Origin of the sequence: Streptomyces sp. NPDC059853 (assembly GCF_042731495.1) — a bacterium.
GTDB lineage: Bacteria > Actinomycetota > Actinomycetes > Streptomycetales > Streptomycetaceae > Streptomyces.
The window spans coordinates 1-18904 of sequence record NZ_JBHWJL010000082.1 but is presented as its reverse complement, the minus strand read 5'-3'; the positions used below and the strand labels follow the sequence as shown (position 1 = coordinate 18904).

21 protein-coding genes, 1 tRNA gene and 1 pseudogene are annotated in these 18904 nt (G+C 72.3%); 13 read left to right on the top strand and 10 right to left on the bottom strand.

From position 1 onward, the window contains the following. The 3 genes from ACFV5N_RS11955 to ACFV5N_RS11945 all read right to left on the bottom strand — a co-directional run. Positions 1-426 (bottom strand): flavin reductase family protein (locus ACFV5N_RS11955; RefSeq protein WP_385597549.1); only part of this gene is annotated, 426 nt, incomplete at its 3' end. Between the two features lie 107 nt (positions 427-533). Continuing rightward, complete coding sequence (locus ACFV5N_RS11950; protein ID WP_385597546.1) at positions 534-959, bottom strand: ester cyclase; 426 nt, start codon at positions 957-959, stop codon at positions 534-536. After that, on the bottom strand, positions 946-2571 hold the full coding sequence (locus ACFV5N_RS11945) for a BCCT family transporter (RefSeq protein ID WP_385597543.1): 1626 nt from the start codon (positions 2569-2571) through the stop codon (positions 946-948). The genes ACFV5N_RS11950 and ACFV5N_RS11945 overlap by 14 nt, the downstream gene beginning before the upstream one ends. 240 nt (positions 2572-2811) lie before the next feature. On the opposite strand from ACFV5N_RS11945, the gene ACFV5N_RS11940 reads away from it, so the two are divergent. From ACFV5N_RS11940 to ACFV5N_RS11915, 6 genes are read left to right on the top strand one after another with little or no spacing between them, the layout of a single operon-like run. Then, positions 2812-3441 carry an amino acid synthesis family protein gene (locus ACFV5N_RS11940; protein ID WP_385597540.1) on the top strand — a complete coding sequence of 210 codons (630 nt, stop codon included), beginning with the start codon at positions 2812-2814 and terminating at the stop codon, positions 3439-3441. After that, positions 3438-3989 carry an amino acid synthesis family protein gene (locus ACFV5N_RS11935; RefSeq protein ID WP_385597537.1) on the top strand — a complete coding sequence of 184 codons (552 nt, stop codon included), beginning with the start codon at positions 3438-3440 and terminating at the stop codon, positions 3987-3989. The genes ACFV5N_RS11940 and ACFV5N_RS11935 overlap by 4 nt, the downstream gene beginning before the upstream one ends. 7 nt (positions 3990-3996) lie before the next feature. Next, positions 3997-4728 (top strand): alpha/beta fold hydrolase, encoded by a 732-nt coding sequence (locus ACFV5N_RS11930; RefSeq protein ID WP_385597534.1) that lies wholly within the window; start codon positions 3997-3999, stop codon positions 4726-4728. Then, the gene (locus tag ACFV5N_RS11925; protein WP_385597532.1) at positions 4721-6211 is read left to right on the top strand and encodes an aldehyde dehydrogenase; all 1491 of its coding nucleotides are present in this window, start codon (positions 4721-4723) and stop codon (positions 6209-6211) included. Before ACFV5N_RS11930 ends, ACFV5N_RS11925 begins: the two co-directional genes overlap by 8 nt. Before the next feature lie 2 nt (positions 6212-6213). Continuing rightward, on the top strand, positions 6214-6444 hold the full coding sequence (locus ACFV5N_RS11920) for a 2-hydroxymuconate tautomerase (RefSeq protein WP_385597529.1): 231 nt from the start codon (positions 6214-6216) through the stop codon (positions 6442-6444). Continuing rightward, positions 6444-7487, top strand: coding sequence for an LLM class flavin-dependent oxidoreductase (locus ACFV5N_RS11915; protein ID WP_385597526.1), 1044 nt, complete (start codon positions 6444-6446; stop codon positions 7485-7487). The genes ACFV5N_RS11920 and ACFV5N_RS11915 overlap by 1 nt, the downstream gene beginning before the upstream one ends. 100 nt (positions 7488-7587) lie before the next feature. On the opposite strand, the gene ACFV5N_RS11910 is transcribed toward ACFV5N_RS11915, so the two are convergent. After that, a complete protein-coding gene (locus ACFV5N_RS11910) occupies positions 7588-8460 on the bottom strand; it encodes a LysR family transcriptional regulator (protein ID WP_385597523.1) in 873 nt (290 codons plus the stop codon). A gap of 94 nt (positions 8461-8554) precedes the next feature. On the opposite strand from ACFV5N_RS11910, the gene ACFV5N_RS11905 reads away from it, so the two are divergent. After that, positions 8555-8872: a hypothetical protein gene (locus ACFV5N_RS11905; RefSeq protein WP_385597520.1), complete on the top strand. Its 318-nt coding sequence runs from the start codon at positions 8555-8557 to the stop codon at positions 8870-8872. A 60-nt stretch (positions 8873-8932) separates the two neighbouring features. Here ACFV5N_RS11905 and ACFV5N_RS11900 read toward each other — a convergent pair whose 3' ends face one another. Beyond that, on the bottom strand, positions 8933-9802 hold the full coding sequence (locus ACFV5N_RS11900) for a helix-turn-helix transcriptional regulator (RefSeq protein WP_385597518.1): 870 nt from the start codon (positions 9800-9802) through the stop codon (positions 8933-8935). A gap of 79 nt (positions 9803-9881) precedes the next feature. On the opposite strand from ACFV5N_RS11900, the gene ACFV5N_RS11895 reads away from it, so the two are divergent. Both ACFV5N_RS11895 and ACFV5N_RS11890 read left to right on the top strand, forming a co-directional pair. Continuing rightward, on the top strand, positions 9882-10649 hold the full coding sequence (locus ACFV5N_RS11895; protein ID WP_385597515.1) for an SDR family oxidoreductase: 768 nt from the start codon (positions 9882-9884) through the stop codon (positions 10647-10649). Between the two features lie 54 nt (positions 10650-10703). Next, the gene (locus ACFV5N_RS11890; RefSeq protein ID WP_385597512.1) at positions 10704-10913 is read left to right on the top strand and encodes a 4-oxalocrotonate tautomerase family protein; all 210 of its coding nucleotides are present in this window, start codon (positions 10704-10706) and stop codon (positions 10911-10913) included. A 36-nt stretch (positions 10914-10949) separates the two neighbouring features. Here ACFV5N_RS11890 and ACFV5N_RS11885 read toward each other — a convergent pair whose 3' ends face one another. The 3 genes from ACFV5N_RS11885 to ACFV5N_RS11875 all read right to left on the bottom strand — a co-directional run bounded on the left by ACFV5N_RS11885 (position 10950) and on the right by ACFV5N_RS11875 (position 13347). Beyond that, on the bottom strand, positions 10950-12044 hold the full coding sequence (locus tag ACFV5N_RS11885) for a protein kinase family protein (protein WP_385597510.1): 1095 nt from the start codon (positions 12042-12044) through the stop codon (positions 10950-10952). A 255-nt stretch (positions 12045-12299) separates the two neighbouring features. Further along, on the bottom strand, positions 12300-13088 hold the full coding sequence (locus ACFV5N_RS11880) for a class I SAM-dependent methyltransferase (RefSeq protein WP_385597507.1): 789 nt from the start codon (positions 13086-13088) through the stop codon (positions 12300-12302). Positions 13089-13262: 174 nt separating this feature from the next. Continuing rightward, positions 13263-13347: transfer RNA gene (locus tag ACFV5N_RS11875), tRNA-Leu, on the bottom strand. Positions 13348-13454: 107 nt separating this feature from the next. Between ACFV5N_RS11875 and ACFV5N_RS11870 the strand changes: the two genes are divergently transcribed. The 3 genes and pseudogenes from ACFV5N_RS11870 to ACFV5N_RS11860 form a co-directional block, all read left to right on the top strand. Further along, entirely contained in the window at positions 13455-14780 is a 1326-nt protein-coding gene (locus ACFV5N_RS11870) for a M20/M25/M40 family metallo-hydrolase (RefSeq protein ID WP_385597504.1), read from the top strand. Positions 14781-14904: 124 nt separating this feature from the next. Then, a complete protein-coding gene (locus ACFV5N_RS11865; protein WP_019434963.1) occupies positions 14905-15138 on the top strand; it encodes a chaplin in 234 nt (77 codons plus the stop codon). A 122-nt stretch (positions 15139-15260) separates the two neighbouring features. Continuing rightward, positions 15261-15662: pseudogene (locus tag ACFV5N_RS11860) on the top strand (chaplin family protein); the annotation flags it as partial. Positions 15663-16175: 513 nt separating this feature from the next. Here the strand turns inward: ACFV5N_RS11860 and ACFV5N_RS11855 are convergent. Continuing rightward, positions 16176-16364 carry a DUF5703 family protein gene (locus ACFV5N_RS11855; RefSeq protein ID WP_026047630.1) on the bottom strand — a complete coding sequence of 63 codons (189 nt, stop codon included), beginning with the start codon at positions 16362-16364 and terminating at the stop codon, positions 16176-16178. A 47-nt stretch (positions 16365-16411) separates the two neighbouring features. Between ACFV5N_RS11855 and ACFV5N_RS11850 the strand changes: the two genes are divergently transcribed. Then, a complete protein-coding gene (locus tag ACFV5N_RS11850; protein ID WP_385597501.1) occupies positions 16412-17071 on the top strand; it encodes a hypothetical protein in 660 nt (219 codons plus the stop codon). Positions 17072-17099: 28 nt separating this feature from the next. Here the strand turns inward: ACFV5N_RS11850 and ACFV5N_RS11845 are convergent. Beyond that, positions 17100-18904 (bottom strand): ATP-binding domain-containing protein (locus ACFV5N_RS11845; RefSeq protein WP_385597498.1); only part of this gene is annotated, 1805 nt, incomplete at its 5' end.

Sequence of the window (18904 nt, the reverse complement as noted above, 5' to 3'; positions counted from 1 at the left end):
GGCGTGCACCACCCGGCAGATGAAGACGGTGTGGGTGCTGGCCTGGAGCCGTTCGCGGATCTCGGCCTCCACCCGGGCGCTGCTTCCGGTGAGCAGCGGGCTGCCGAACGGGCCGCTCTCCCAGTCGACCTGGCCGAACTTGTCGGCGGACTTCCCGGCGAAGACGCCGACGACGTCCCGTTGCCCGGTGGAGAGGATGTTGATGGCGAGGTGACCGGCGCGGAAGAGGCAGTCGTGGGTGGCGGAGGTGCGCTGGACGCAGACCATGACGGTGGCCGGGTCGAGGGAGATGCTGGAGAACGCGTTGACCGCCAGGCCCCGGGGGGTCTCGCCGTCCATGGCGGTCACGACCGTGACCCCGGTGACGAACTGCCGGTTGACCTGCTTCATCACATCGATGCCGGGGGTGGCGGCGAGTGCGGTCATGGCGGTGCTCCTTGTCCTGGTCCGTGGCGTGGTGGCCGTGCTCGTGGCCGGGGTGCTCGTACGGGTGGGTACGGTGCGGGCGTGGGCGGGGGCCGGCATCGGGGGCGTCAGTCCTGGCCGACCGGGAACACGCCGAGCGCCGCGAGCAGGGCGCGCGGGTCCCAGGTGACGTGTTCCTCGGCGATCCGGTCGCCCTCGAACCGGGCGAAGGTGGCCCCGGCGACCCGGACGCGCCGCCCGGTGGCGGGGACGTCGAGGAACGGGTTCTCGTGGCTGCCGGTGCTGTGCCAGCGGATCGCGGCCCGGTCCCCGTCGAGCAGGATGTCGTCGATGGTGGTGGTCAGGTCGGGGAACGCGGCCCGGGTGGTGAGGATCGCGGACTTGAAGCCGTCCAGGCGCTGCGGCTGCGGGTCGCGGCCGTACCGCAGGTAGTCCGGGGACAGGAGTGCGTCGAGGGCGTCCACCTCGCCCCGGCCCCAGGCGGCGGCCCAGGTCGTCTCGATCAGTTCGCGGCGGGCGTTACTGTCCGGCATCGGCCTTCTCCTTCTGTTCTTTCTTCCGGTCCGCGCCCGGCTGGGCGGCGAGGTCCGCGCTCAGTTCCTTCCGGAAGGACACCGCCACTCCGGCGATGACCACGAGGAACGGCAGGGACGTGACGATGACGGTGTTCTGGAGGCCGTTCAGTCCGCCGGCGAGCAGCAGGGCGACGGCGGTGACGCCGGTGATGACGCCCCACAGGACGAGGACGGAACGGCGCGGGGTGAGGGATCCGCCGGAGGTCATCATGCTCAGCACATAGGTGTTGGAGTCCGCGCTGGTGACGAAGAAGATCACCACCAGCAGGACGGCCACGGCCGAGGTGAGACCGGCCAGCGGGAAGTGGTCGAGGGTGGCGAAGAACGCCGTGTTGAGGTCGGCGGCGGTCTGCTGGGCGATGTCGCCGCCCCGGTACAGGTCGACGTGGATGGCCGTGCCGCCGAAGACCGTGAACCAGGTGAAGAACGCCGCGCTCGGGACGACCAGGACGCCCGAGATGAAGCCCCGGATGGTACGGCCGCGCGAGATGCGGGCCAGGAAGATCCCGACGAAGGCGCCCCAGGAGACCCACCAGGCGAGCATGAAGTAGGTCCACAGCTGCATCCACTCCAGCCCGCCGAACGCGGTGCCCTGGAGGCTCATCCGGAAGAAGTCGGTGGCCCACAGGCCCAGGGACTCGGTGTAGAGGTTGGCGACGAAGGCCGCGGGTCCCACGATCAGCATGAAGGCGACGAACACGATCGCGAGGACCGTGCTGAGCTGGCTCAGGTACTTGATGCCCTTGCTGATCCCGGTCACCGCGGAGAGGGTGAACAGGGAGGTCAGGGCGGCCACGATGAGGACCTGGCTCACCGAGTTGACCGGGACGCCGAACAGGCTGCCGAGGCCGTTGTTGAGCTGAAGGGCGCCCAGGCCCAGGGACGTCGTGGTGCCGAAGAGGGTGGAGAAGACGGCCAGGACGTCGATGGTCTTGCCGATCGGGCCGTTCACGCGGTCGCCGAGCAGCGGCACGAACAGCTGGCTGACCAGGGCGCGGCGGCCCTTGCGGTGCGTGGCGTAGGCGATGGCGAGGCCGAAGACGGCGAAGACCGCCCAGGCGTGCAGGCCCCAGTCGAAGTAGGAGTACTGGAGCGCGCGTGCCGCCGCCTCCGGGGTGTGCGGTTCGGCCAGGCCGTGCGGTGGGTTCGCGAAGTGCGAGATGGGTTCGGCGACGCCGTAGGAGATCAGTCCGATGCCCATGACGGCGGCCAGCAGCATGGCCAGCCAGGTGGCCGTCGAGAACTCGGGGCGGTCGGTGTCCTTGCCGAGCCGGATCGCGCCGGCCGGGCTGAAGGCGAGGAATACCAGGAAGATCAGGATGGCGAGGGTGACGACCAGATAGGTCCAGCCGAAGGTCTCCGTGACCCAGCCCAGCGAGGTGGAGGTGACGGTGTTGAGGTTCTCGGTGAAGAGCACGGCCCAGGCGACGAAGACCACCGAGATGCCGATGGAGGTCCAGAAGACGGACCCGAGCCGGCCGAGCCCGCCGCGTTCCGGGGCGGGCCCGGCATCGCTCCCCGACGGTTCCACGGGTGGCGTCTCCGCACCCGTCCGAAGGTGACTGGACATGGGGCTCCTTGCGTCCGCAGGGTCGACAGCTTCGTCGCTGGCATGCAAGAAGCAGTAATGCATGTCACCCCTCACGGGTCAAGAGATCGGACCAAAAGAATCGGAGACGAGCTGTCAGATCGGCGAAACCCCTGCTAGTGCTCGGGTACCGGCGGTATGGGGCGAGCTGGATCCGTCCCGGACCAGTCCCTCGGGCTCAGCTCTTGACCGGGCCAAGACGGATGCCTATCGTCCTGTGGCATGCAAGAGCGCATTCCGGTTCGCCCGGATCACTCCCTCGGTCTCCGCAAGCTCGTGCTCTACCGCGACGTGGTCGTCACGGAGGCCGGCCACCCCCCGGCCCGGCCCGCCCGGCGGGCCAGCGTCGCCGCCGTCCTCACCAACCCCTGGCTGCACAGCGGACCCGCGGCCGACCTGTCCGAGGCCCAGGCCCGGATCGCCCCGGTCCTCGCCACCCTGCTCACCGACCGGCTCATCGCCGCACTGGGCCCGGTGGAGGAGATCGAGGCGTTCGGCAAGGCCGCCGTGGTCGGCACCGGCGGCGAGATCGAGCACGCCGGAGCGCTCATCCACACGCCCTACTTCGGCAACCTGGTCCGGGAGTTCCTGGCCGGCGAATCGATCATCTGCTTCGCCGACACCCGCGCCGACGCGGGCGAGACCCTGACCGTCCCCCTGTGGCACAAGACCCACGCGGCGACCCGCAGCCACTACCAGACCATCAGCGCCCGGGTGCCCGACGCCCCGCGCGCCGACGAGATCGTCGTCATCGCCGCCGCGTCCACCGGACCCCGGCCGCACCCCCGCATCGGGGACCGCACCACCGACCGCACCGTCACCGCCGCAAGCCTGGAGGCCACCCCGTCATGAACGTCCGCAAGATCGTGACCGTCGTCGAGGAGATCCGCACCGAAGGCGGCCGGGAGGTCGCCACCCCGGCCCGGATCGCCGTCACCGCCGCCGTCATCGCCAACCCCTGGGCCGGCCAGGGCTTCGTCGAGGACCTGGCCCCCGGCATCGACGCCCACGCCTCCGACCTCGGGGCCCTGCTCGCCCCCGCCGTCCTCGAAGCGCTCGGCGCGCCCGCCGAGGCGTACGGCAAGGCCGCCATCGTCGGCCTCGACGGCGAGATCGAACACGGCTCCGCGCTGATCCACACCCTCAAGTTCGGCGACCACTTCCGCAAGGCCGCCGACGCCACCACCCTGCTGCCCGCCGTGGAGAAGCGCGGACCCGCCGGTGTCCTCTTCGACATCCCGCTCAAGCACATCACCGACGCCACCATCCGCTCCCACCACCAGAGCATCGAGGTCCGCATCACCGACGCCCCCCACCCCGGCGAGATCGTCGTCGCCCTCGCCGCCGCCGCCCAGGGACGCCCCCAGCAGCGGCTGGCCCCGCTCGCGACCGAACAGTAGAGACGACATGAGCAAACCGACGCTGGTGCTGCTGCACGGCGTCGGGCTCGACCACACCATGTGGGAGCCCGCCGCCGTGCTCCTGAACGACCGCTTCACCGTCCTCGCCCCCGACCTGCCCGGCCACGGCACCCGCCCGCCGGTCCCGGACGGGATCACCCTCGCCGGACTGGCCGACGACATCGCCGCCACCGTCCCGGCGGGCGCCCACCTCGTCGGCTTCTCGCTCGGCGCGCTGATCGCCCAGTACGTGGCGCTCCACCACCCCGGCCGGGCCGCGACCCTCACCTCCGTCAGCTCGGTGTGCCGCCGCACCCCGCGGGAACGGGCCGCCGTCCTCGCCCGGCTGCGCACCGCGGAGAGCGATGTCGCCGCGAGCGCCGCCGCCTCCCTGGAACGCTGGTACGCGGGCACCGGCGTCGGCCCCGACCTGGTGGCCCGCACCGAGGCCACCCTGCTGGCCAACGACCCCGGCTCCTTCCTCGCCTGCTACCGGGTCTTCGCCACCGCCGACGCCGAACTCGCCCCGCACCTGGGCGAGATCACCACCCCGGCGCTGGCCCTCACCGGCGCGGACGACCCCGGCTCCACCCCCGCCATGACCCACCGGCTCGCCGCCGCGCTGCCCGACTGCCGCGCGGTCGTCATCCCCCACGCCCGGCACATGCTGCCCGTCCAGTGCCCCGAGGCGTTCGCCGACGCCCTGACCCACTTCATCGGAGAGCGCGCCCATGCCTGAACTCACCACCCTCCAGCACTTCATCGGCGGAGAACCCACCGCACCCGCCTCGGGGGAGTACTTCGACAGCAGCAACCCGGCCACCCGCCAACCCCTCTACCGGGCAGCGCGCGGCAACGCCACCGACATCGACCGCGCCGTCGCCGCCGCGACCGCCGCCTTCGAGGACCCGCGCTGGCGCGACCTCAGCCAGACCCGGCGCGGCCACCTGCTGCGCCGGCTCGGCGACCTGATCGCCGAACACGCCGAGGAACTGGCCCGGACGGAGACCCTCGACAACGGCAAGCTGCTGCGCGAGATGCGCGGCCAGCTCGCCACCCTCCCCGAGTACTACCACTACTACGCCGGACTCGCCGACAAGATCCACGGCGACGTCATCCCCACCTCCGACCGCCGGGTGCTCAACTACACCGCCCGCGAACCGCTGGGCGTCGTCGGCGCCATCACCCCGTGGAACTCGCCGCTCACCCTCACCAGCAGCAAACTGGCCCCCGCGCTGTGCGCGGGCAACACGGTGGTCGTCAAGCCCTCCGAATACACCTCGGCCAGCGTGCTCCGGCTCGCCGAACTCGCCCTCGAAGCCGGTTTCCCGCCGGGCGCGGTGAACGTCGTCACCGGCTTCGGCGCCGAGGCCGGGCAGCCGCTGGTCGACCACTCGGGCCTGGCGAAGATCTCCTTCACCGGCAGCACCGCCACCGGATCGCGGATCGCCTCCGCCACCGCCGGGCGCTTCATCGGCTCCACCCTCGAACTCGGCGGCAAATCCCCCAACATCGTCTTCGAGGACGCCAACATCGCCAACGCCGCCATGGGCGTGGTGGCCGGCATCTTCGCCGCCGCCGGACAGACCTGCATCGCCGGCAGCCGCGTCCTCGTCCACCGCTCCGTCCACGACGAACTGCTGGAACGCGTCACCGCCCGCGCCCGCGCCATCCGCATCGGCGACCCGCTGGAGGAGACCACCGAACTCGGCCCCCTCGCCTTCGCCGACCAGCGGGACAAGGTGGCCGGCTACGTGGACCTGGGCCGGAAGGAAGGCGCCCGGGTGCTCACCGGCGGACGCGCCACCGACGGCGGCGGCCTCGGCGGCTATTTCTACGAACCCACCGTCCTCGTGGACGTCGACAACAGCATGCGGGTGGTGCGCGAGGAGATCTTCGGCCCCGTACTCGCCGTCCTGCCCTTCGACACCGAGGAGGAGGCCGTCCGGATCGCCAACGACACCGAGTACGGCCTGGCCGCCGGGGTCTGGACCACCAGCCTCTCCCGCGCCCACCGGATGGCCGACCGCCTGGAGGCCGGCACGGTCTGGGTCAACACCTACCGGGCCATGTCCCCCATGTCCCCCCGGCAGGGCTTCAAGACCAGCGGCGTCGGCGTCGAACACGGCACCGAGACCATCAAGGAGTACACCCGGCTCAAGAGCGTGTGGATCAACACCGGCGAGGAGCCGGTCGCCGACCCGTTCACGATGCGGAGCTGACCGTGCCCCAGGTCACCGTCACCCTCGCCGAGGGCCGCACCCCCGAACAGCTGCGCGCCCTGATGCACGAGGTGCACGGCGCGGTGCTGCGCACCACCGGCACCCGGCCCGAGTACATCCGGGTCGTCGTGCACGAAGTCCCCCGTACGCACTGGGCCACCGGTGACGTCACCCTCACCGAGCTGGACGCCGCCGGACGGGACCCGGCCGGGCCAGCGGAAAAGGAGCAGTGATGAGGTTCTCGTTGTTCGTCCACATGGAACGCCAGGACGAAAAGGTCAGCCACCGGGAGCAGTTCGAAAGCCTCGCCGAACTGGCACTGCTGGCGGAGGCCGGCGGCTTCGGCACCGTGTGGATCGGGGAACACCACGCGATGGAGTACACCATCTCCCCGAGCCCGATGCCGCTCCTCGCCTACCTCGCGGCCAGGACCACCACCATCCGGCTGGGCGCAGGCACCATCATCGCGCCCTTCTGGCACCCCATCCGGGCCGCGGGCGAGTGCGCGCTGCTCGATGTCATCAGCAACGGCCGCATGGAGGTCGGACTCGCCCGCGGCGCCTACCAGTTCGAATTCGACCGGCTGGCGGACGGGCTCTCCGCCCGGGACGGCGGCAGGCATCTGCGCGAACTCGTGCCCGCCGTCCGCGCCCTGTGGCAGGGCGACTACGCCCACGACGGCGAGATCTGGCGGTTCCCCACGGCGACCAGCGTGCCCAAGCCGGTGCAGCAGCCCACCCCGCCCATGTGGATCGCCGCCCGCGACCCCGACTCGCACGACTTCGCGGTGGCCCAGGGCTGCAACGTCATGGTCACCCCGCTGATGAAGGGCGACGAGGAAGTCGTCGCGCTCAAGGGCAAGTTCGACACGGCGGTGGCCAACCACCCCGAGGTGCCGCGCCCCGAGCTGATGGTGCTGCGGCACACCCACGTGCACGCCGCCGACGACCCGGACGGCTGGCGTCCGGCGGCCGAGGCGATCAACCGCTTCTACCGCACCTTCGACGCCTGGTTCGGCAACAGCACCACCCCGGAGAACGGCTTCCTGGCACCCAGCCCCGAGGCGAAGTTCGCCGACCGGCCCGAGTTCGCCCCCGAGGCGCTGCGCACCACGGCGATGATCGGCACCCCGGCCGAGGTCATCGAACGGCTGCGGGCCTACGAGGAACTGGGGGTCGACGAGTACAGCTTCTGGATCGACACCGGACTGTCCCACGAGGAGAAGCGCGCCTCGCTGGAACGGTTCATCGAGGAGGTCGTCCCGGCCTTCCGGTGAGCCGCGACGGGGCGGCGGGCCCCGCCCCGGTCGCCCGGCGGCCGGGGCGGGGCGCGATCGGGCACCGGGCGGCGGCCCCGCGCGCCCGGGTCGTCCGGGATCATCCGCGTCCCCCGACGGCTTCCGCGGCCTCCACCGCGGCACGGACGAAGGAAGCGACCAATCGGCGGCGGTCCTCCTGGGACCACGCGAGGACCAGCCGGCTGCGGGGAGCGTCGGCCACCGGGCGGTAGACGAGGTCCGGGTGCGGGGGCTGGGCCAGTGAGCGGGGCAGGACGGCCACCGTGCGTCCCAGTCTGATCATGTGCAGGACTTCGGCCGCGTCCTTGACCTCGGGGCCCGGACCGCCCCCGGGCACTCCCAACATCCAGCTCACGCCCTTCCAGCGCGGAAACCTCTCCTGGGCCAGGTCGGCGAGGGTGACCTCCGGACGAGAGGCCAGCCGGTGGCCGGGCGGCAGGATCGCGACACGTTCCTCGACCAGCAGGGTCTCGTGGTCCAGGCCCGTCATGTCGTCGAACGGGGCGTACAGCAGGGCGACATCGGCGCGGCCGTCGCGGACGTGATCGGCGCGGTCGGTGGCTCCGCCGAAGAGGATGTCCACCTGGCGGGCGTCGGGCTGTGCGGCGTAGGCGGCCAGGATGCCGGACAGCAGGTTCGCGTCACCGCCGGGCTTGATCACCAGGCGCAGCCGGGCTCGCTGATCGCCGGCCTGCCGGGCCTTCCCGGCGGCGGCGCTGACGGCGTTGAGCGCGTGCCGGCCGTGGTGCAGGAGCGCCTCCCCGGCGGGGGTGAGGGCGACGTGCCTGCTGGAGCGTTCCAGGAGTGGCACTCCGAGCCGCGATTCCAGGCGCCGGACCGCCTTGGACAGGGCCGGCTGAGCGATCCGCAGGCCGGCCGCGGCACGACCGAAGTGCAGTTCCTCGGCCACCGCGACGAAGTACTCCAGCTCACGGGTCTCCAGCTCCGCCATGCCGGAATGCTACCGCCGCATCCATTCCCCACAGGCATGGAAGGAGAACGGACAGATCTTGGACGGAACGGAAAAACGCCTGTTCCCTGGAGGCATGATGCACCACACGATGATCGTCGCCTTCGACAACCCCATTCCCGCCAGTGAGCTGGACCAGTACCTGACGGAGTTCGAGGAGCTCATGACGGGATCCGGTCTGGTCGAGTCGGTCGCCACGCGGCACCACGTCCGCGTCCCGGGCGACGACCACGCCCCGGTGGCCGTCGCCAGCGCCATCCTGCAACTGCGGCTGACCGACCTCGACGCCCTGAACGCGATCTTCACCCTGCCCGGAGCCGCCGACCTCATCAAGCGCTGGCAGGGCCGCCACCCGTACAAGGCGGTCTGGGCCAACCACGAACCGCTGACGTGAAACGGCCCCCGAGGCCCGGGCGGGAGGTGCCGGACACGGCCCAGGGGCCGGGAGCGCCGGTCAGCGGCTGGGGCCGGTGACCTCCTGGGTGCCCAGCACGGAGAGCAGGTCGAGGAGATCGCCGCTGTCGGTGCCGACCGCCGGGGTGAACCACAGCAGCCGTTGCCGGCCGTCCTCGCTGAACAGGTTGAGGCAGTTGACCTCGACCAGGCCGAGGCCGGAATGGTTGATCCGCTTGTGGTCGTCCCGCCGGACGGCCACGTCGTGATCGGCCCACAGGGCGGCGAACTCCGCGGAGACATCGAGGAGCGTGCTGATCATCGAGCCCACCTCCGGGTCCCGGGCGTCCCGCCGGGCGGCGGCCGCCCGCAGATCGGCGACCAGGATCCGGGACTGGCCGGCGTGATCGGCCTCCGGATACAGCGCCCGGGTCCCGGGCTCGGTGAACCACCGGTGGATGAAGCTGGCCCGGGCACCCCGGAAACCGGAGTGGTCCCCGAGCAGCGCCACCGCCAGCGGGTTCTGCACCAGGGTGACGTGCAGGTCGGTGATGACCTGCGCGGGCGTGGAGGCCAGCCGCCCGAGCAGGTCGAGCATGCCGGGAGGGACGTGCGAGGCGGACCCGCCGTGCGCGGGCACCGGGCGGTCGGCCAGGTGATACAGGTAGTCGCGCTCGTCGGCGGACAGCCGCAGGGCCCGCGCCAGGGCGGCGATCATCTGCTCCGAGGGCTGGGACCCGGCGCCGCGTTCGAGTTCGTTGTAGTAGTCCACCGACGCACCGGCGAGCTGGGCCACCTCGTCCCGCCGCAGCCCCGGGACCCGGCGGCGCGGCCCGTGCGGAAGCCCCACATCGGCCGGCCGGATGCGTTCGCGCCGCGAGCGCAGGAACGCCCCCAGCTCGGTGTGTCGCACAGAACCCATGCCGTCCATTGTGCGTCCGTCCCCGCCCGGCGACACAGGGGATGACATCCCCTGGTTCCGCCTGCCGGGGCGGCGCATCGTGGACGGCATGACACCGCACCACACCGCACCCCCTTCTTCTCCGCCGACCGCACGGGTCGCGGTCGTCACCGGCGGATCGCGCGGCATCGGCCGCGCGGTCTCCGCCCGGCTCGCCCGGGACGGCCTGGCCGTCGTGGTGAACTACGCGAACGACGCCCCGGCCGCCGAGGAGACGGTGTCGGCCATCACCACCGCCGGAGGACGGGCGATCGGCGTGCGGGCGGACATCGCGGACGAGGACGCGATCGCCGCGTTGTTCGACCGGGCGGAACAGGAGTTCGGCGGCGTGGACGCCGTGGTCAACTGCGCCGGGCGGCTCGCCCTGTCGCCGATCGCCGACCTCGACCTGAAGGTGCTCGACGCCCTGCACCGCACCAACATCCGCGGCGCCTTCGTCGTCGCCCAGCAGGCCGCCAGGCGGCTGCGCCCGGGCGGCTCGTTCGTGGGCTTCTCGACCTCCGTGGTCGGCACCCGGTTCCCCGCCTACGGCGCGTACGCGGCGAGCAAGGCCGCCGTCGAATCGCTCACCCTCATCCTGGCCCGGGAACTGCGCGGCCGGGACGTCACCGTGAACACCGTCGCCCCCGGCCCCACCGCCACGGACCTGTTCCTCGACGGCAAGACAGCCGAGGAGATCGACCGGCTCGCGAAGAGCCCGCCCCTGGAGCGGCTGGGCACCCCCGAGGACATCGCCGAGGTGGTCGCCTTCCTCACCGGCCCGGCGGGGCGCTGGGTGAACGGCCAGGTCCTGCGGGCCAACGGAGGGATGGTGTAGCGCACGACCGAGCCCACCCGAGACCGGAACAGCACCTCTCAAGGAGAAACCGTCATGCCTTTCGCCCACTTCAAGGTCCCGGCCGGCACCGTCACCGCCGAGGACAAGAAGAAGATCATCGAGCGCACCACGGAACTGTACGCGGAGATCTACGGAGAGCGGGCCCGCCCCACCACCGTCGTCCTGGTCGACGAGGTCGCCGACGGCGGCTGGGGCGTCGCGGGCCACGTGCTCACCGCCGCCCAGCTCACCGCGGACGCCTGAGCCCGGGGGAGACGTCCGCGTCGCCGGGCCGCGGCATCACGACGTACCCGCCCCGGCGGCGCACCCGGCGGCACGGCGGATCGCCTCCCGCGGATAGGGCGTCTCCCGGCTCTCCTCCTGGAACGCCCGGATGAAGTCCCACATCACCAGGGTGAGCGGCGCGTACCGGGCGACGATCGCGGCGACCGCCTCCGGCATCCCCGCCGGCCGCTGTCCGGCGGCGCACGCGCGCACCAGCGCGTAGCGCCGGTCCCAGCCGACCCCCGTCCCGTACCGGGCGGTGATCAGCCAGTGCACCAGGCAGGAGGCGGCGTAGTCGCGGTCGTGGGTCAGATTGCGGTCGTGGAAGGCGGCCTCCTCCGGGGAGAGGTCGAAACGGGAGGAGAGCGCGAGGCCGTAGTCCGCGACGTACAGACGGCTGCCGTCGGTGAGGATGTTCCGGAAGTGGCCGTCGAGGTGCAGCAGACCCCGCGCGGCCATGAACGCGGCGGCCGACTGGAGTTGCCCGTCCACCAGGGCGCAGGCGCGCGCGGCCGCCTCGTCCCCGGCACCGATCCGCTCGCCCAGCCAGTCGTGCAGGTTCTGCGGGATGTACTCCAGGAACAGCGTCAGGCGCGCCGGGGACTGCCGGAGGGCCTCGATCCGGCGGCGTACCCCGGAGCGTCCTCCCCAGTAGGCGACGGCCCGCTCCACATCGGCCAGTTCCCCGGGCAGCGGCCCGCCGGGTCCGGGGAGCACCCGCCAGTGGTACATCAGCGGGAAACCCTCGTGCTCCCCGGCGATCACCCAGTTCGTGGTCATGGTGTGCGCGGCCAGCTCCCGCCAGGCACCGGATCCCGGGCCGCCGAGGGCGCCGAACCCGTACTGGCAGAAGGCGGGCACACCGAACAGGTTCGCCGTGGACTGCCGGTTCTCCGGCCGCAACTCCAGCTCGGTCAGCGGCACCTGCTTGACGAACACCGGGGTGCCCCCGACCTCCAGCAGGGCGGTGGTCCCCCCAATACCGGAACCGACCGGCGTGGCCCCGTCCACGAGCGTGCCCAGCTCACGATCACCGCACAGCGCGAGCGCCGTGGCCACCCCACCGTGGGCGGCCAGCCGGGCACCGCGGGACATGTCGGGGCGCTGCATCCGGGCCTCCACCCTGCCGGGAAACACGAAGACCCCAGCTGAGCCGGGGTCTTGCCTGGTGTCCGAGAAGGAGGTGAACTCTTGTCTCGGACAGTCGCCCTTCGAGGCTCCGACCTGCGACAACAGCGCCTCGAAGGACAACGGGCCGCCCAGGCTACCGCACCCCGTTCCCGGTGTCCCCGGCTGTTCCGGACCGCTCCCGGTCACGACGGATCAGCTGGAGTACGCCGGAGGCGGGACCGGTCGTTCCGCCCGCTACTCGGCTTCCAGGACGAAGAACAGGAAGGACAGGAAGCGCGGCATGGCCGCCATGGCCTCGGGAAACTGTTCGTGTGCGGCGGGATCGGGATCCGGCTCGCTGATGACCGAGATCCGGAAACCGGCCCCGGTGAGAGCCTCGATCGTCGCGTGCAGCGGCCTGTGCCAGCGAGTCACCAGGGCGGTCTGGTCGCCTATGGTCCACTCCGTGGTCCACGGGGTGGTGCCGAAGTAGTCGCACTCGGCTTCGCGGCCGGCCTCGCGGTGTATGAGGTTGACGGCGAAGGGATGGTCGACGGAAGCGATCAGCCGGCCGCCGGGCTTGAGCACGCGGCGCAGCTCGGCCAGAGCGGGCCCCCAGTCCTCCAGGTAGTGCAGCACCAGGGACGCGACGACGTCGTCGAACGTGTCATCAGGGTAAGGAAGCGGGCCGCCCAGGTCCGTCACCCGCAGGTCCGCGCCGTCGCCGAGCCGCTGCCGGGCCAGCTCCAGCATCCCGGCGCTTGAGTCGAAGCCACTCACCTGGGCCCCACGGTCGCGCAGCGCGGCAAACAGGAGCCCCGATCCGCAGCCGGCGTCGAGGATCCGCCGCCCGGCCACGTCTCCGGCGAGGGCCAGCATCGCGGGACGCTCGTAGTAGGCATTGACCAGGTTGGTTTCGTTCACGGCCGTGTAGGCCTTGGCGAAGCTGTCGTAGTCGTTGACCTTCGGCGGGTCCACACCCACCGCGGACGGCGGGGCCAGCCTGACGGACATCACGTGCTTCTGGCGCTCACTGGAGATCATGGAGGGAAGACGTGTGCGGCACCACGGCGGTTCCTGCCCGCGGCCGGTGCCGGCACACCTCACCCGCACCGCGAGGCCCCACCCCCCGCCAACACGCAGAACCCCTGTCCCCGGGACATCCCGGGAGCAGGGGTTCTGTGCATCCGCATGGGGCGGTTACGTGAACCGCCTGCGTGTCCGAGGGGGGACTTGAACCCCCACGCCCATAAGAGGGCACTAGCACCTCAAGCTAGCGCGTCTGCCATTCCGCCACCCGGACAGGGTGTGTCGCTGTGACTGAGGGAAACCATAGCAAAGTCCCGGCCTTGGTGATCTCCCGGGGGCGTGGGAGAGGATGGGGGGATTCCATCGTGTAAGGAGCGCAGCGTGAGCGAGTCGGACACCGGCGGGCGGCAGCGGGCCGAGCAGGAGGTCGTGGATCTGTGCCGCGACCTGATCCGTATCGACACCAGCAACTACGGCGATCACTCCGGGCCGGGGGAGCGTGTTGCCGCCGAGTTCGTGGCCGGGCAGCTGGCCGAGGTGGGACTCGACCCGCAGATCATCGAATCGCACCCGGGGCGGGCCTCCGTGGTGGCGCGGATCGAGGGCGAGAACCCGTCCCGGCCCGCGCTGCTCATCCACGGTCACACCGATGTGGTGCCCGCCAACGCCGAGGACTGGACGCACCATCCGTTCTCCGGCGAGATCGCCGACGGCTGCGTGTGGGGGCGCGGCGCGGTCGACATGAAGGACATGGACGCCATGACCCTGGCGGTGGTCAGGGAGCGGATGCGCAGTGGCCGCAAGCCGCCCCGGGACATCGTGCTGGCCTTCCTCGCCGACGAGGAGGCCGGGGGCGTGTACGGGGCGCGGCATCTGGTGGACAACCACCGGGATCTGTTCGACGGCGTGACCGAGGCGATCGGTGAGGTCGGCGGGTTCTCGTTCACCGTGAACGAGCAACTGCGGCTGTATCTGGTGGAGACGGCGCAGAAGGGCATCCACTGGATGCGGCTGACCGTGGACGGCACCGCCGGGCACGGCTCGATGACCAACAACGACAACGCCATCACCGAACTGTGCGAGGCGGTCGGGCGGCTGGGCCGGCACAGGTTCCCGGTGCGGGTGACCAAGACGGTGCGGTCCTTCCTGGACGAGCTGTCGGACGCGCTGGGCACCGAACTCGACCCGGAGAACATGGAGGAGACCCTCGCCAAGCTGGGCGGCATCGCCAAGATCATCGGGGCGACTCTCCAGAACACCGCCGCCCCCACCCAACTGGGCGCCGGCTACAAGGTGAACGTGATCCCCGGTCAGGCCACCGCCCACGTGGACGGGCGCTTTCTCCCCGGCTACGAGGAGGAGTTCCTGGCCGATCTGGACCGGATCCTGGGGCCACGCGTCAAGCGGGAGGACGTGCACGCCGACAAGGCGGTGGAAACGTCCTTCGACGGCGCGCTGGTGGACGCCATGCAGACCGCGCTGCGCGCGCACGACCCGATCGCGCGGGCGGTGCCGTACATGCTCTCCGGCGGGACGGACGCCAAGTCCTTCGACGATCTGGGCATCCGCTGCTTCGGGTTCGCGCCGCTGAAGCTGCCCCCGGAGCTGGACTTCGCCGGGATGTTCCACGGAGTGGACGAGCGGGTGCCGGTGGAGGGGCTGCAGTTCGGGGTGCGGGTCCTGGACCGTTTCCTCGATGAATGCTGACCGCTCGCGTGTGCGATGTTACTCGGGATGGGTGAATATCCCTTAAGCCTCGTAGCCTTGTTCTCGCCTCCTCGTTACTCGTGATGCGGGCCTGCTGGGCCGGCATTGTCTACAAGGAGGAAGCATGATCAAGAAGGTCGTCGCCACCGCGGCCGCCACCGGCAGCCTGGTGCTCGCGGGTGCGGGCATGGCCGTCGCCAGCTCGGGCGCCCAGGGTGCGGCCGTGGGTTCCCCCGGTGTCATCTCCGGCAACGTGGTGCAGGTTCCGGTTCACATCCCGATCAACGTCTGCGGCAACACCGTTTCCGTGATCGGTCTGCTGAACCCCACCTTCGGCAACACCTGCATCGCCAAGTGACATTCGGCCCCCACACCATGAGGGCTTGACTCCAGGCGGTCCCGGAGCGCGAACGGCGCTCCGGGGCCGTCGGGGTCTCTACGCAGGGCGCGGGAAGCCCTCAGCCCCCACCCCGCGCCTCCATGTTGGAACAAGGCAGGGGAAACACCATGCGACAGGTCACCAGGAAGGGCCTGCTCTCCGTAGCCGCCGCCGGCGGGATGCTGGCCATGGCGGGCGGAACGGCACACGCCGACGCCGACGCCCACGGCAGTGCCGTCAACTCACCCGGCGTGGCCTCGGGCAACACCGTTCAGGTGCCGATCAATGTGCCGGTCAACGTCTGCGGCAACACGATCAATGTGATCGGCGTTCTGAACCCCGCCTTCGGGAACACCTGCCACAGCGGCACTCCCGGTGGCGGACAGCACGACCCCGGCCATGAGGCCGGGCAGGGCGGGGCCCAGGCGGAGGGCGGCGCCGTCGACTCGCCCGGCGTCGGCTCCGGCAACAACATCCAGGCCCCGATCGACATCCCGGTCAACGCCTGCGGCAACGGCGTGGACGTCGTCGGCGTGCTGAACCCCGTCTTCGGCAACGAGTGCTACACCGAGCAGCCGCAGATCGAGCACCCCGAGGAGCCGGGCAGCCCCGGTGAGCCCGAGCAGCCCGAGCCCGAGGAGCCGGGCGGCTCCGGTGGCTCCGGCGGTCCCGGCGGGTCGGGCGGCTCCGGCGGCGGCGACTCCGAGGAGCCCGAGGCTCCCGGTGGCTCCGGCGGTTCCGGCTCCGGCGGCGCCGGTGGTTCCGGTGGCGGCGACGTGGAGACCCCGGTCGGGGAGGAGCCCGGTAACGAGCCCTCCGAGCAGCTGGGTGGCGGCGAGCTGGCCGAGACGGGCAGCAGCGGCCCGGGCCTGGGCGTCATGCTTCCCCTCGGCGCCGGTCTGATGATCGGCGGCGTGGTGCTGTACCGGCGCGGCCGGGCGGCACAGCTGTCCTCACGATCGGCTTTCCCCCCGGGGCCCCGCCCACGCGCGGGGCCCCTGCGTGCTCCTGGGCGGCTACCAGGTGGGGCGCAGCTGACGGATGATCCGCCGTCTCAGCCGCACCCGGCGGCTTCCGTCCGGGTACAGCCGCAGCCGGGCCAGTTCCCACTGCCCGTACTCGGCCTGGTCGGTCAGGAGGCGGGTGGCCGCGGCGCGGGAGACCCCGCGCGGGACATACACATCACGAAACTCATATTCCGGCATCGAATCCATTGTGCGTCCAGGGCCCCGATGCCGATACCGTCTGCAGCATGTCTGATGCTGTGCAGCCGACCGCTGCCGAAGTCCGCGCCGCCGCCGACGCGCTCAAGAACGCGATCGACCGGCACCTGGAAGCCATTGAACGGCGCGCCACCGGACAGGGCGCCGACACCGACGCGGAAGCCCAGGTGTACACCGCGTTCAATGAGATGGCCGCCGCCGGTGAGGTGTACGACGAGCTGCTGTACGACGTCTACGACGAGGTGACGCCCTTCGAGGTCCCCGCCACCGAGGGTGGCACCGGGTACGCCGGACCGGAACGCCCCGAATATCTGAGCGTTTTCATGCGCCGCGACTATGTCGTGGTCGATCCCCGGCGACTGCGCGGCCAGGCACAGCGCGTCACCGAGCTCGACCCGGAGACCAGCGGTGCCGAGGCCGCCGGGGCGCACGAGGCGGCCGGCGGCAGCCTGCACGCCGCGCTCGGGGTGATCTTCGGCGAGTTCGACCCGGACGAGATCGCGACCCGGCACAAGGAGTTCGGCCTGGAGGAGGGGGACGCCACGCTGTGGGTGGCCGCCGCCGACGAGCCGGTGGAGCCGGGGGAGTGGCTGGCGGCGCCGTTCGACGCGGTCGACGCCGAGCGGGTGATCTGCCGCTTCGACATCAGCGACGCCTTCGACGAGGAGGACCTGGGCCCCGTGCGCTGAGCGCACGGGGCCGCCGGCCGCGCGCCCCTCAGCCGCCGGGCACCGGCTGGGGGCGCAGCAGCGCGGCCAGCCGGGTGCCGCGCGCCCCCGCCGGGGGCTCGGCGACCGCGCGGGCCAGCGCGGGCCCGGCGCCCTGCACCACGGACAGATGCCGCTCGGCCCGGCTGAAGGCGGTGTAGATCCAGGAACGGTCGAGGGCCGCCACCGCGTCCCCGGGCAGCACGGTGACCACGGCCGGCCAGCGGGCCCCGGCCGCCTGGTGCGCGGTGATCGCCCAGCCGTGCCGTACCGACCGCGCCACCTGGTCCCGGGGCACGGTGACGGGCCCGTCGGGACAGGTCAGCCGCAGCCCCTCGGCGTCCGCCCCGGCCACGGTGGCCGGCCGGGTGTGGCCGGGCGCGGGGGAGTACGCCACCCGGTCGCCCGGATCGAAGCCGGCGAACCGCCCCGGGCCCGGGTTCAGCCGCTCCTTGAGGGCCGCGTTCAGCACCCGGGTGCCCGCCGCGCCGCCGTGCCCCACCGTGATGACCCGCACCTCGGCGGTCGGCACCCCCACCGCGCGCGGGATGGAGTCGGTGACCAGCTGGACCGTACGGTGCACCGCCTCGCCGGCGTCGGCGGCCGGCACGATCACCACTTCCTTGCCGGGCGCGTCGACCTGGTACAGCTCGCCGATCGCGATCCCCGAGACCAGCTCGCCCACCGGGCCCTCGTCCGGGGTGCGGGAGGTGATGTGCGGAACGGTGCCGCAGGCCAGCACGTCGGCCAGCACCTGCCCGGGGCCGGCGGCGCCCAGCACCGCCGGATCGCCGCTGAGCACCAGCCGGGCGCCGTCCGGCAGCGACTCCACCAGGGTGGCCGCCGTCTCCACCGTCAGCTGCGGGGCGTCCAGCACGGCCAGCAGGTCCAGTTCCAGGGCGCCCTCCGCGTCCCGCTCGGGGCCCTCGGTGCCGATGAGCAGCCCAGCCACCGTGACCGCCGCGTCCGTCCCGTCCTCCGGGAGCAGCCGGGCCAGCCGCTCCCGGCCGTCCGGGCCGTGCGCCGCCGCGTAGGCCCGCAGTCCCAGGGCCCGGGCCGCCGCCACCAGCGCGGCCGGCTCGGCGCGCGCCGCCTCGCCCCCGGTGTGCGCCACCACGGTGTGCGCCGCCACGGCCGTGATCAGCTCACCGGCCGAGGGCGTCGGCGCCCCGGCGGCGGCCTCCGCCCAGCCCGGCGCGTCCGGCGCGGCGCCGGAGGGGGCGGAGCCGCCCAGCCGGGCCAGGCCGTCGGCCAGGCTCTCCTCGGCCAGCGCGCAGCGGTCGAGCCCGAAGAGCACCCGCACGGGTGATGTCTCCTCCTCGCCCGCCACCGCCACGGTGTCCTGGAAGACCAGGACCGCGCCCTCCTCGACGGCGGCCCGCAGGGTCTCCTCCGGGTCCGCCACGCCCTGCCCGGCCAGACTCTCGGCCAGCGCCCCCGACTCCAGCGCGGTGTGCCCGGCCAGCGCCGCGCGCTCCAGCAGCCAGCCCGTCAGGGCCACGCCCCGGCGTACGTCCTGCGGGTCGCACGCGGTGCCCAGCAGCGCCCGCGCGAAGCCGTCGGCCTGCCCGGGGAGGATGCCGGGCACCGCCAGCAGCCGCCACGGGTCCTCCGCCAGCTCGGCCGTCGCGCCCTCGCCGAGCGCCGTGGCCACCGGGCCGGCCAGTTCGCCGGGCGCTCCGCCGCGCGCCAGCAGCTCCACCAGCCCCTCCGGCACAGGGGCGGGTGCCCCGCCCGGCGCGGGGGCCCGGGCCTCCGCACGGGCGCGCGGCGGGGCGGCGGGGCGGCGCGGCGCCGGCTCGGGCCGGGTGAAGC

Excerpts from the sequence above, each read along its gene's own strand:
- ACFV5N_RS11950 (WP_385597546.1), bottom strand. The coding sequence starts at position 959 with ATGCCGGACAGTAACGCCCGCCGCGAACTGATCGAGACGACCTGGGCC.
- ACFV5N_RS11945 (WP_385597543.1), bottom strand. The coding sequence starts at position 2,571 with ATGTCCAGTCACCTTCGGACGGGTGCGGAGACGCCACCCGTGGAACCG.
- ACFV5N_RS11940 (WP_385597540.1), top strand. The coding sequence starts at position 2,812 with ATGCAAGAGCGCATTCCGGTTCGCCCGGATCACTCCCTCGGTCTCCGC.
- ACFV5N_RS11935 (WP_385597537.1), top strand. The coding sequence starts at position 3,438 with ATGAACGTCCGCAAGATCGTGACCGTCGTCGAGGAGATCCGCACCGAA.
- ACFV5N_RS11930 (WP_385597534.1), top strand. The coding sequence starts at position 3,997 with ATGAGCAAACCGACGCTGGTGCTGCTGCACGGCGTCGGGCTCGACCAC.
- ACFV5N_RS11925 (WP_385597532.1), top strand. The coding sequence starts at position 4,721 with ATGCCTGAACTCACCACCCTCCAGCACTTCATCGGCGGAGAACCCACC.
- ACFV5N_RS11915 (WP_385597526.1), top strand. The coding sequence starts at position 6,444 with ATGAGGTTCTCGTTGTTCGTCCACATGGAACGCCAGGACGAAAAGGTC.
- ACFV5N_RS11910 (WP_385597523.1), bottom strand. The coding sequence starts at position 8,460 with ATGGCGGAGCTGGAGACCCGTGAGCTGGAGTACTTCGTCGCGGTGGCC.
- ACFV5N_RS11905 (WP_385597520.1), top strand. The coding sequence starts at position 8,555 with ATGATGCACCACACGATGATCGTCGCCTTCGACAACCCCATTCCCGCC.
- ACFV5N_RS11900 (WP_385597518.1), bottom strand. The coding sequence starts at position 9,802 with ATGGACGGCATGGGTTCTGTGCGACACACCGAGCTGGGGGCGTTCCTG.
- ACFV5N_RS11895 (WP_385597515.1), top strand. The coding sequence starts at position 9,882 with ATGACACCGCACCACACCGCACCCCCTTCTTCTCCGCCGACCGCACGG.
- ACFV5N_RS11890 (WP_385597512.1), top strand. The coding sequence starts at position 10,704 with ATGCCTTTCGCCCACTTCAAGGTCCCGGCCGGCACCGTCACCGCCGAG.
- ACFV5N_RS11885 (WP_385597510.1), bottom strand. The coding sequence starts at position 12,044 with ATGCAGCGCCCCGACATGTCCCGCGGTGCCCGGCTGGCCGCCCACGGT.
- ACFV5N_RS11880 (WP_385597507.1), bottom strand. The coding sequence starts at position 13,088 with ATGATCTCCAGTGAGCGCCAGAAGCACGTGATGTCCGTCAGGCTGGCC.
- ACFV5N_RS11865 (WP_019434963.1), top strand. The coding sequence starts at position 14,905 with ATGATCAAGAAGGTCGTCGCCACCGCGGCCGCCACCGGCAGCCTGGTG.
- ACFV5N_RS11855 (WP_026047630.1), bottom strand. The coding sequence starts at position 16,364 with ATGCCGGAATATGAGTTTCGTGATGTGTATGTCCCGCGCGGGGTCTCC.
- ACFV5N_RS11850 (WP_385597501.1), top strand. The coding sequence starts at position 16,412 with ATGTCTGATGCTGTGCAGCCGACCGCTGCCGAAGTCCGCGCCGCCGCC.